The 9,610-nt window shown below is 74.0% G+C and carries 12 protein-coding genes and 1 pseudogene; 9 read left to right on the forward strand and 4 right to left on the reverse strand.

Annotated features, from left to right (window positions below):
* Positions 1–74: 74 nt before the first annotated feature.
* Positions 75–260: a hypothetical protein gene (locus IE245_RS01320; protein ID WP_189944680.1), complete on the reverse strand. Its 186-nt coding sequence runs from the start codon at positions 258–260 to the stop codon at positions 75–77.
* A gap of 164 nt (positions 261–424) precedes the next feature.
* Here IE245_RS01320 and IE245_RS01325 point away from each other — a divergent pair, with 164 nt between their 5' ends.
* Entirely contained in the window at positions 425–1,459 is a 1,035-nt protein-coding gene (locus tag IE245_RS01325) for a LuxR C-terminal-related transcriptional regulator (RefSeq protein ID WP_189944681.1), read from the forward strand.
* Positions 1,460–2,051: 592 nt separating this feature from the next.
* Here IE245_RS01325 and IE245_RS01330 read toward each other — a convergent pair.
* Positions 2,052–2,534, reverse strand: a complete 483-nt coding sequence (locus tag IE245_RS01330) for a DUF5994 family protein (RefSeq protein WP_189944682.1) — start codon at positions 2,532–2,534, stop codon at positions 2,052–2,054.
* Positions 2,535–2,843: 309 nt separating this feature from the next.
* Here IE245_RS01330 and IE245_RS01335 point away from each other — a divergent pair, with 309 nt between their 5' ends.
* The 3 genes from IE245_RS01335 to IE245_RS01345 all read left to right on the forward strand — a co-directional run bounded on the left by IE245_RS01335 (position 2,844) and on the right by IE245_RS01345 (position 5,342).
* Positions 2,844–4,052, forward strand: a complete 1,209-nt coding sequence (locus tag IE245_RS01335) for a PP2C family protein-serine/threonine phosphatase (RefSeq protein ID WP_189944683.1) — start codon at positions 2,844–2,846, stop codon at positions 4,050–4,052.
* A 141-nt stretch (positions 4,053–4,193) separates the two neighbouring features.
* Positions 4,194–4,754, forward strand: a complete 561-nt coding sequence (locus IE245_RS01340; RefSeq protein WP_189944684.1) for a DUF5994 family protein — start codon at positions 4,194–4,196, stop codon at positions 4,752–4,754.
* Positions 4,755–4,919: 165 nt separating this feature from the next.
* Positions 4,920–5,342: an STAS domain-containing protein gene (locus IE245_RS01345; protein WP_189944685.1), complete on the forward strand. Its 423-nt coding sequence runs from the start codon at positions 4,920–4,922 to the stop codon at positions 5,340–5,342.
* A 74-nt stretch (positions 5,343–5,416) separates the two neighbouring features.
* Here the strand turns inward: IE245_RS01345 and IE245_RS01350 are convergent, their stop codons facing one another.
* On the reverse strand, positions 5,417–5,779 hold the full coding sequence (locus IE245_RS01350) for a GvpU-like protein (protein WP_189944686.1): 363 nt from the start codon (positions 5,777–5,779) through the stop codon (positions 5,417–5,419).
* A gap of 381 nt (positions 5,780–6,160) precedes the next feature.
* Between IE245_RS01350 and IE245_RS01355 the strand changes: the two genes are divergently transcribed.
* From IE245_RS01355 to IE245_RS01375, 5 genes and pseudogenes are all read left to right on the forward strand, one after another.
* Entirely contained in the window at positions 6,161–6,364 is a 204-nt protein-coding gene (locus IE245_RS01355) for a cold-shock protein (RefSeq protein WP_079428392.1), read from the forward strand.
* Between the two features lie 301 nt (positions 6,365–6,665).
* Positions 6,666–8,024 (forward strand): annotated as a pseudogene (locus tag IE245_RS01360) (DEAD/DEAH box helicase); the annotation flags it as partial.
* Between the two features lie 37 nt (positions 8,025–8,061).
* Complete coding sequence (locus IE245_RS01365) at positions 8,062–8,325, forward strand: CBS domain-containing protein (protein WP_229851028.1); 264 nt, start codon at positions 8,062–8,064, stop codon at positions 8,323–8,325.
* Between the two features lie 63 nt (positions 8,326–8,388).
* Positions 8,389–8,700, forward strand: coding sequence for an SCO5918 family protein (locus tag IE245_RS01370; protein ID WP_189944688.1), 312 nt, complete (start codon positions 8,389–8,391; stop codon positions 8,698–8,700).
* 193 nt (positions 8,701–8,893) lie between these two features.
* Positions 8,894–9,232 (forward strand): helix-turn-helix domain-containing protein, encoded by a 339-nt coding sequence (locus tag IE245_RS01375; RefSeq protein ID WP_189944689.1) that lies wholly within the window; start codon positions 8,894–8,896, stop codon positions 9,230–9,232.
* A 122-nt stretch (positions 9,233–9,354) separates the two neighbouring features.
* Here the strand turns inward: IE245_RS01375 and IE245_RS01380 are convergent.
* Positions 9,355–9,610 (reverse strand): hypothetical protein (locus IE245_RS01380; RefSeq protein ID WP_189944690.1); only part of this gene is annotated, 256 nt, incomplete at its 5' end.

Here is a 9,610-nt window from a genome sequence, read left to right on the forward strand (position 1 = left end):
GTGAGATGTCCGCCGGGATTCCGGCGGAGGGTGACGTCAGGCCGGACGGATGTCGCGGCAGGCGGGGCGACCGATCAGCCCCAGCCGTGGTCGTCCTGACCGCCGGCCATGCTGACCACGGTCTCCGCGGCCTGCCCGGCGGCGAGGGCGCCGCTCTCCGCATCCCCCTGAGCGGCGGAGAAGCCGGCCATCGCGGCGACGGCGAAAGCGGCGACGGCGAAAGCGGCGACGGCGAAAGCGGCGACGGCGAAAGCCTTCATGGCGTTCAGAAAAACATTGGTCTTCATTTCCGGTTCCCCCCGGCGCTTCGGACGACCAGCGGCTCGTTGGTTTCTTCATGTAGAGCATGCCCCGGCACGGACCTTGCATGAAGCGATCACAGGCTTCAGGATCAGGCGTTGCAGAAACATGAGGGGGAGAAGCAATGTGTTCAACGCCTGACAAGCCAGACATACCACTTGACGGATCCCCGGCCGTTCCGTCGCTCCACACCAAGGTCTGTCCCGAGGGCCTCGCCTACTACGAGGCGGCCCTCGCGGCCGGCTCCGTCCAGGGGGAGGCGCCCTCGTGCCTGGCGGCGCTGGGGCTGCTGGCGCCCGCGGTCGACGCACCGGACACCCTCGTCCCCGTACCCCCCGACGTCGCGGCCGCGGCACTGGCCCATCCCGTGGAACGGGCCATCATGGAGCAGCAGCAGTCCTTGAACGCCATGCGGACCGCGATGTCCCAGGTCGAGAACGTCTACCGGAGCACCCGCCGGGAGACGTCCGTCGCCGTCCAGCGGCTGTACGGGCCCACGGTCATCAGCGCCGCCCTGGAGGAGGCCGCGCAGTCCTGCATGACCGAGTCCCTGACCGCCCACCCCGGCGGCGGGCGCCCCGCCGAGATCCTGACCGAGGCGCTCCCCCGCGCCCTGGAGGCGCGCGACCGCGGCGTCGCCCAGCGCACGCTGTACCAGCACACCGTGCGGGCCCACGGCCCCACGCTCGACTACATCAGGCGCGTCACCGAGGTCGGCGTCGAGGTGCGCACCATCGACGAGGTCTTCGAGCGGCTGATCATCTACGACCGCTCCGTGGCCTTCATCCCCGACAACCAGGGCGCTCGCCACATGTCCGCCGTCATGATCCGGGACCCCGGGATCGTGCACTACCTGGCGTCGGTTTTAGAACACGCGTGGGAACGCGCCGAGCCGGTCACCTACCGGTCGGACCACCAGCGCCCGGAACTCCTCACGGAGGCGACGCGGCTCAACGTGCTGCGGCTGATGGTCGACGGCTACACGGACGCGGCCATCGCGAGCCGGCTGGGCATGAGCGTGCGGACGGTCGCCGCGCACATCAAGAAGGCGTCGGACCTCCTCGGCAGCAACAGCCGCGCCCAGCTGGCCTATCTCACCGCCCGGGCGGGCCTCCTGGACCCGGCGTCCGCGGGGGACCGGGCGGCGGACGGGGCGTGACGGCCGTCCGCCCGTCCTGATCCCTCCGGAGGCGGCCCCGCGCGGCAGCGCTCCGGGCCGGACCGGCAGCGTGTGGTCGGCCAGCAGGCCGTCGGTCGTCAGGTCACGGGCGTGGCCCACGGCGTAGCCGGCGTCCGGGTGGGTGTTCAGCGCGGCGGTGAGGACGGCCAGGGCGTCGGGTTCCGGTTCGTCGTCCGCGTCGACGTTCTGGATGAAAGGTGCGGTGTACGTCCCAGGGCGACGTCGCGGGCGACCACCGGGCCCTCCGAGGTGCCGTGGCAGGAAGACGGGCGACGCCGGAGGTGACGGATCCACCACCGGCGCGCGGCGGGGGCGACGAGGGTGCTGACGGCGGGTCGGGGACTTCGAGCGCAGGTGTCGCCGGGGCAAGTTCTCGACGGGGCACGCTCCGCCCGTAGGGGGGGCGACACCGGGCAGCGGCATGGGTGGCGCTCGCGGCGCTGGTGGGGGCGGTGGCCGGCATCGCCGCGTACTCCCGCGCTCCGGACGGGCCCGCGGCCGCGTCACCCGGCCCGGCCCCGGCTTCCCGGTCGTCGCCCCTGCCCCACCGCGCCCGCGCGAGGTCCTCGGTCTACGGGACCGGGGGGCGGGGGAGTTCGGCGAGGAGGATGCCGGCGGCCTGGGTGGCGTTGTCGGCGTGGACGGCACGGGCCATGGCCGTGCGGGCGGCCTCGGGGGTGGCGGCCGGCGGGACGACCATGAGGGAGAAGTGGTCGTTGTCGCCGCGGGTGATCAGGACGGTGTCGTCGCCGACGGAGAAGGAGTCGAGGTGCACGACCCGGTCGTCGACGACCAGGCGGGTCGGGATGCCGTTCCAGGCGGAGGCGTCCAGGCCGACCCGGGTGACGGGCCCGAGGTGCTCGGTCAAGGCCGTGATGAGCGGCGGGAGTTCCCGCTCGACGTCGCGCGAGCGCGGCCACCACGCGCCGTCGAGGAGGCTCTGCCGGGCGCCGGTCGTCTCCAGCCGGAGCAGCGCGGTGCCCGGTCCGACGGCGCGGTGGATCTCGTCCGGCAGGAGGCGCGGAAGCGAGGAGGGAGGGTCTGCGTCGGTCATGTCGGTCCGCCCGTCCACGGGGGTGCCGCTGCCGCCCGGACCGGTGCCGCGGCGGACGCCGGGCCGGCGGGCGGGGCGACGGCCCCGTGCCTTCACCGTACTCCGGAAGGCCGCGCGGACGCGGCGGGCGCGGGTCTCCGCCTCCGCCCCGCCGCCGGCGCGTCCCGGCCCGGCCGGAGGCGGAGCCCGCCGCGTGCGTGGCGGCCCCGGCCGCGGCGGAGCATCCTGGAAGTCGCACCCCGGTGCCGTCGGATCCGGCCCACGGCACCGGACCGGGGCGCCGCCCCGCTGCCCGCCTGGAGGCCCCGGATGACCGTCGGACGGTACGAGGAGGGGGATCCGGACCGCTCGGAGAGCTTCGGGGAGAGGCTGCTGGGCGGGCTCCTGGACCGCTCCCACGCGCTGGCGCCCGACCGGGTCGGACCCGCACTCGCCGGGGCGGTCGCCCGGATCGGCGGCCGGGAGGCCCGGATCCTGCTCCAGGACTACGGGCAGGAGCGCCTGGCGCCCCTGGCCGGGGACGGCCTGGAGGGCGGCGAGCCGGTGCCCATCGACGGTTCTGCGGCCGGCCGGTGCTTCCTCACCTCGCGCCCGGTGGAGGTGCCGCTGGCGGACGGGGTGCGGGTCCACGTCCCGCTGCTGGACGGCGGCGACCAGGCCGGCGTCCTCGCCGTCACCCTGGACGCGGTCGACGACGACGTACGCCGCATCCTGCGCAGGCTCGCTGCCGTGGCCGCCGACGTGCTGCAGGCCAAGAACGGCTACACCGACCTCTTCTTCCGCACCCGCCGCGGCGAACCGATGAGCGTCGCCGCCGAGATCCAGTGGTCGCTCCTGCCGCCGCTCGCCATGACGATGCCCCGCGTCGCCGTGGCGGGAGTCCTGGAACCCGCCTACGACGTGGCCGGCGACAGCTTCGACTACGCCCTGAACGGCGACGTCCTCCACCTCGCCATGATCGACGCCATGGGCCACGGGCTGGACGCCGCGACCATGGCCACCGTCGCCATCGGCGCGTACCGGCACGCCCGCCGCACCAGCGTCGAACTCTCCGAGATCTACCTCTTCATGGACCGGGCCGTCGCCGAACAGTTCGCCCCCGACCACTTCGTCACCGCCCAGATGCTGCGGCTCGACACCGACACCGGCCGCCTCCAGTGGGTCAACGCCGGACACCCCGCCCCCATACTGATCCGCGGCCACCGCGTCGTACGCCGCCTCGACAGCCCCACCACCCTCCCCGTCGGCTTCGGCGGAGACCAGCCGCAGGTGAGCGAGGTGGCACTGGAGCCGGGCGACCGCGTCCTCTGCTTCACCGACGGGCTGGTCGAGGAGCACGAGAGCGGGCAGGAGGAGTTCGGCGAGGAACAGCTGATCGACTGGATCCATCGACTGGACCCCGCCGACCGGAGCGTACGGGCCGTGGCGCGCGACCTGTCCCACACGCTCCGGCGGGCCCGCGGCGGGGCCACCACCGACGACGCGACGCTCGTCCTCGTCGAGTGGGGCGGAGGATGACGGACCCGGCGCGCCGGGCTCCGGCGCGGAGTACGTTGGAGGTACCGGGAGCACCTCGCACACCCGCCCCCACGCGGACGTCGTTCCCGGCGATCACCAGGCCGGGGCGCCCCGGGCGCCCCGGGGACAGGTCACGGCCTCATGACCGGCATCATCGCTCCCATCCGCCAGGCGCGGCTGGCACTGACCCCGAACACCTCCATGGCCGGGCTGCTGGACGGCGCCTGGTGGCCGTACTCACGCGATCTCGCCGCCGAGCTGCCGGCGCTGGCGGACGCGTTGCGCGGCCGCTTCGGACGCGTCACGCGCATCGCCGCGCACCCCGCGCCCTGGTCCGCCGCCCCGTACAAGGTCCCCGTCGGTGAACGCCTCGTGCACGTCGGATGGTTCATCGACCAGGCCCCCGACACGATGATCCTGCTCTCGTACAGCCTCGGCCGCTGCGACCTGCTCGTGATTCCCCCCGAGACCGAACCCGCCGCCGCCGCGCGGCTGATGGCCGCCGCGTCCGCCCCGGGCAACGTCCACACCACGGACACCCTGATGTCCGAAGAGGACGCGACCGGGCGGCTCCTGCGGGAGGCGGGGGTCCGTGAGGACGCCTGGGAGACGGAGGGCGGCGCCTCCCGGCGGCCCCGGTCCCGTCCCCATGCCGTCGTCGGGGCGCGCATGATCCCGCTGCCGCGGACCCTGTGGAGGTGACGGCCGCCGCCCCCGCGGCCGTGCCGCCGAGGTCACGCCACGGGCGCCCGCGTGCCTCGCCCGGGTGGCAACTTTCCCTCGTACCGGGGATCGGTGCTGGTCAGATGGGGTGAACGGGCCGTGTGGCTCGTATCCCGGCCCCCGGCGGAGAGCGTTGATGGGGATGTGAACACTTCGACCACCGCCCCGATACTGCCGCCGCCCCTCGCCGCCCCCGCCCCTCCCGTCGTGCACGACTCGGGCGCGGACACCGCGCCCGGCGTCATAGTCATCGACTCCTGCACCACCCTGGGCGCCACTCTGGTCGTCCGCCTCACCGGGGAGATCGACCACTACAGCGCCACTCCGCTGCGGGCCCTGCTGGCCTCGGCGGCCGACGACGGCTACACCGGCCTCGTCCTGGACACCTCGCGGGTCACCTTCTGCGACTCCGGCCTCCTCGCCGTCCTCCGCTGGTGGCCGCGGCACGGACGCCGTCTCAGGCTCGCGAACCGCTCCCCGGCCGTCCGGCGCCTGCTGGAGGTCGCGGCCACGGCGGGCCGGCCGCCGGCCCTGGCCGGCTCGCCCACGGCGGCGGCCACGTCCTGACGTCCGGGCTCCCGGCCCGTGACCCCGGAAGGGAAGGCGGGGGCCCGTGAGTGTTCACGGGCCCCCGCGCGCGATCAGTGGTCGGAGTAGCTGACGTCGCCCATGGTCCAGGCGCTGATGTCCGCGATCGAGACGCGGTACATCCCGCCCGTCTCCGGGATGCCGACCGCGCCCTGGAGGATCCGCGCCAGATGGAAGTGCAGATGGGTGGGCGGCCCGTCCTTCTCCGCCGCGCCGGCGGAGAAGACGGCGGAGAACTCGGCCAGGTGGTCGGAATCCGCCAGGACCTCCGAGACCCGCTGTCGCCACACCGCTTCGGGGGCCAGCCGACCCGTGATGACAGCGCCCCCGGTGACGACGGTCAGGGACATCTGATTGCTCCGCCCGGACTCCACCAGCCTGGCGATGTCAACGAGCAGTTCGTCAGTCTTCGACATGGAAGCCGATCCTACGGGTCGGCCCGCCCGGTGCACAGGTCCGCCCGCACGGAGGGGACGGGCCGGAAGGGGCGCGGGCGGGGGACGGGCGCGGCGGGGCCACGGATATCTACCCGGGCGGAATGAGAATTCGGCAGGCGGCGCGACGAGGATTACTGCCGCTCAAAAGGAGCGGTGGTATTTCTGCCGCTTTTCGGGACGGGCCCGTGCTACTGTCGGTGTCAGTTGCAGTTGTGGTTCCCGAAACTTCACGTGTCTCCAGCAGCCTTCAAGGCGCCGGAGCGCTTGTTTTTTCATCTCCGGATCATCCGGCGGGGCAATCAGCACGGCGACATGGTTTCCGCGCAGTGCGGGCGCCGATGATCCTCGAAGGAGAAAAAAATGAGCACGGGTACCGTGAAGTGGTTCAACGCGGAAAAGGGCTTCGGCTTCATCGAGCAGGACGGCGGCGGCCCCGACGTCTTCGCCCACTACTCGAACATCGCCTCCCAGGGCTTCCGCGAGCTGCAGGAGGGCCAGAAGGTCAGCTTCGACATCGCGCAGGGCCAGAAGGGCCCGACGGCCGAGAACATCGTCTCCGTCTGATCCTGACGCACGTACGGCAGCAGGGGCCCGCATCCTTCGGGGTGCGGGCCCCTGCTGCGTACGCCCCACCGGAAATCCTCCCGAGCGGATCCCTTACGAGCGGATCCCGCCAGGACCCGCAGCGGCCGACGGCCCGGTCATCACCGCCGTCCCCACGCCGCCCCCACCGCTGATCTCGCCTTTCGGGCCTCTTTCCGGCGGTTCAGCCTTCATACAGATTCCGAAGCCGTCGGGAAACAATTCGCTCCGATCATCGGCCGCGTAAATTCCTTGATGCGCCTCGCGACGAGGAAGGCCCCGCATGAACAGCACGCACCCGAATGGCCGTTCCCTCCCCCACGACGACGGCTCCGCCCCCGGGCGGCACGAGAACGCCGCCCCGGCACCGTCCGCACCGCCGGCGGCCGTGACGTTCGCCGACCTCGGTCTGCCGGACCGCCTGATCGCCGCGCTCGCCGCCGAAGGCGTCACCCTGCCCTTCCCCATCCAGAGCGCGACCCTCCCGAACGCGCTCGCGGGCCGCGACGTCCTGGGGCGCGGCCGCACCGGATCCGGCAAGACGCTGGCCTTCGGCCTCGCCGTGCTGGCCCGTACGGCCGGCACGCGGGCCGCGCCCAGGCGGCCCCTCGCCCTCGTCCTCGTCCCCACCCGCGAGCTGGCCCAGCAGGTGACCGACGCGCTCGCGCCGTACGCCCGCGCCGTCGGGTCGAGGCTGACCGCGGTCGTCGGCGGGGCGCCCCTCAGCAGACAGACCTACGCCCTCCGGAAGGGCGTCGAGGTCGTCGTCGCCACCCCGGGCCGGCTCACGGACCTCGTCGTCCGGGGCGACTGCCTGCTGGACCGGGTCTCCGTCGCCGTCCTGGACGAGGCGGACCAGATGACCGACATGGGCTTCGCGCCCCAGATCGCCGATCTCCTCGACCGGGTCCCGGCCGAGGGCCAGCGGCTGCTCTTCTCCGCCACCCTGGACCGCAGCGTCGACCGGCTCGTCGGACGCTATCTGACGGACCCCGTCGTGCACTCCGTCGACCCCGCCGCCGGGGCCGTCGCCACGATGGAGCACCACGTCCTGCACGTCCACGCCGACGACAAGCAGGCCGCGACCGCCGAAATCGCCGCCCGCACCGGGCGCGTCATCCTGTTCCTCGACACCAAGCACGCCGTCGACCGGCTGACCGGGGACCTGCTGGCCCGCGGGGTGCTCGCCGCCGCGCTGCACGGCGGCAAGACCCAGCCCCAGCGCACCCGCGCGCTCGCGCGGTTCAGGACCGGACAGGTGCCGGTGCTCGTCGCCACGAGCGTCGCCGCCCGGGGCATCCACGTCGACGGACTCGACCTCGTCGTCAACGTCGACCCGCCCGCCGACCCCAAGGACTACCTGCACCGGAGCGGCCGCACGGCCAGGGCAGGGAACCACGGCAGCGTCGTCACCCTGGTCACACCGAAGCAGCGACGCGCCGCCGCCCGCCTCATGTCGGAAGCGGGCGTCCAGCCCCGGATCACCCGGATCCGCCCCGGCGAGGCGGAACTGCACCGCATCACGGGGGCCCGGGTCCCCCCGGGCGTCCCCGTCCACGGGACGTAGCCGCCGGCCGAGCCGCCGCCCCGGCCCGGGACGAGGGCCGCCGGACGGCCCGGGTCCCCCGCCGCCCGTCCCCCTCCCCACGCCTTCTTCCCGTCCCCCTCAGGAGCCGATCGTGACACCGACACGGACACACCCCCACCACCCGCCCGCCCAGGGCACGTCCGAACCGCACGTCTGGGCGGACATGACCGTCGAGGTCGCCCTGGCGGTCATGAGCGGGGCCCGTACCGGACGCCTGGTCATCCGCGACGCCGACGGCCGGCGCACCGGGCTCGTCACCCGGGCCCAGCTCGCCGGTTTCCGCGCCGGCCCCGCCTACACCGACCGGGTGCGCCTGAGCGAGCTCGACCCGGCGGACACCGCGTCCCGTCCCTGACCGCCCGCGCCGGGAACGTCCACCCGCCGCGCCCCTTCCCTTCTCTTCCCCCTGTGAGGTCCCATGCGTTGCGTGATCGCCCGCTTCCCGTTCGAGCTGACGAAGAGCGGCGTCCTGGAGACGATGAAGGGCGTCGTGCCCGAACCCGTCACCGGCCCGTTCGTGACGATCGGCCGCCGCACCTATCCCGCCAAGCAGGTCGGCGCGGTCGTCACCCGCCAGGACCGTCGCGACTTCGGCGTCGACGAGGTCCTGCGGGCCATGACCCGGCTCGGCTTCACGTGCGGCACCCGCCCGGCGGCGTCGTCCTCCCCGGTCGCCGCCGACCCGGTCCGGCGGGCCTCGGACCTCCTGGGCGCGCCCCCCGCGGCCTGACGGCCGGAGGGCGGGCGGGGCCGGAGCCCCGCCCGCCCTCCGGCCCTTCCACCCCGCCTCACCCGGGACGGTTTCGGCCGTCCGCCCTCCCCCGTCCGTGACGCCGGTACCGGCGTCGCGGACGGCGGCGTTACCCTCGGTGAACGTGCCGTGCCCGCGGCCGCGCACCGGAAGGTACGCCGGAGAGGTGAGAATGACAGCAGACGATCCGCTCGGCCGTCTCGACGACGACGACTACCCCGCCTACACCATGGGCCGGGCCGCCGAGATGATCGGTACGACGCCCGGCTTCCTCCGCGCCCTCGGTGAGGCCCGGCTGATCACCCCGCTCCGTTCCGAGGGCGGCCACCGGCGCTACTCCCGCTATCAGCTGCGCATCGCCGCCCGCGCCCGCGAGCTCGTCGACCAGGGCACCCCCATCGAGGCCGCCTGCCGCATCATCGCGCTCGAGGACCAGCTCGAAGAGGCCCAGCGCATCAACGCCGAGTACCGCCGCGCGTCGGGCGAGCCCCACCCTCCGGCGACCGGCTGAACGCCGTCCCCCGCGCACCGCCGCCCTTCCGGGCAGGGCCGGCCGGGGGGATCAACCCCGCTGCCCTCCGACGCCGCCGTCGGAGGCGTCGGCGACCCCTCAGGGGGGTGTTCCGGACCTCCTCACGCACCGCCCGCCGCCTCGGTGCCCCGTGCCCCGCCCGGCCGGAGCAGGACGTCGAGGCGCGAGGTCGTGAGGCGGGTGGCCGGGTGCGTGGTGGCCAGGGAGGCCAGGTGGCGGGGGACGGGGAGGGGGAGGTCCCGGAGGTGGAGGGGGGCGGGGACGCGGGGGTGGGTCAGGAGGGGGGTGGTGGTGTCGAGGCCGGCGAACGGGGTGGCCAGGCCGTGGCCGGTGAGTTTGGTGGCCGCCTCCTTGCGG

The organism is Streptomyces roseolus, assembly GCF_014649855.1.
Classification (GTDB): Bacteria; Actinomycetota; Actinomycetes; order Streptomycetales; family Streptomycetaceae; genus Streptomyces; species Streptomyces roseolus.

Coding starts and splice junctions, on each gene's coding strand:
- IE245_RS01375 (WP_189944689.1), top strand. CDS start 8,894: ATGACAGCAGACGATCCGCTCGGCCGTCTCGACGACGACGACTACCCC.
- IE245_RS01320 (WP_189944680.1), bottom strand. CDS start 260: ATGAAGGCTTTCGCCGTCGCCGCTTTCGCCGTCGCCGCTTTCGCCGTC.
- IE245_RS01370 (WP_189944688.1), top strand. CDS start 8,389: ATGCGTTGCGTGATCGCCCGCTTCCCGTTCGAGCTGACGAAGAGCGGC.
- IE245_RS01340 (WP_189944684.1), top strand. CDS start 4,194: ATGACCGGCATCATCGCTCCCATCCGCCAGGCGCGGCTGGCACTGACC.
- IE245_RS01325 (WP_189944681.1), top strand. CDS start 425: ATGTGTTCAACGCCTGACAAGCCAGACATACCACTTGACGGATCCCCG.
- IE245_RS01355 (WP_079428392.1), top strand. CDS start 6,161: ATGAGCACGGGTACCGTGAAGTGGTTCAACGCGGAAAAGGGCTTCGGC.
- IE245_RS01350 (WP_189944686.1), bottom strand. CDS start 5,779: ATGTCGAAGACTGACGAACTGCTCGTTGACATCGCCAGGCTGGTGGAG.
- IE245_RS01335 (WP_189944683.1), top strand. CDS start 2,844: ATGACCGTCGGACGGTACGAGGAGGGGGATCCGGACCGCTCGGAGAGC.
- IE245_RS01330 (WP_189944682.1), bottom strand. CDS start 2,534: ATGACCGACGCAGACCCTCCCTCCTCGCTTCCGCGCCTCCTGCCGGAC.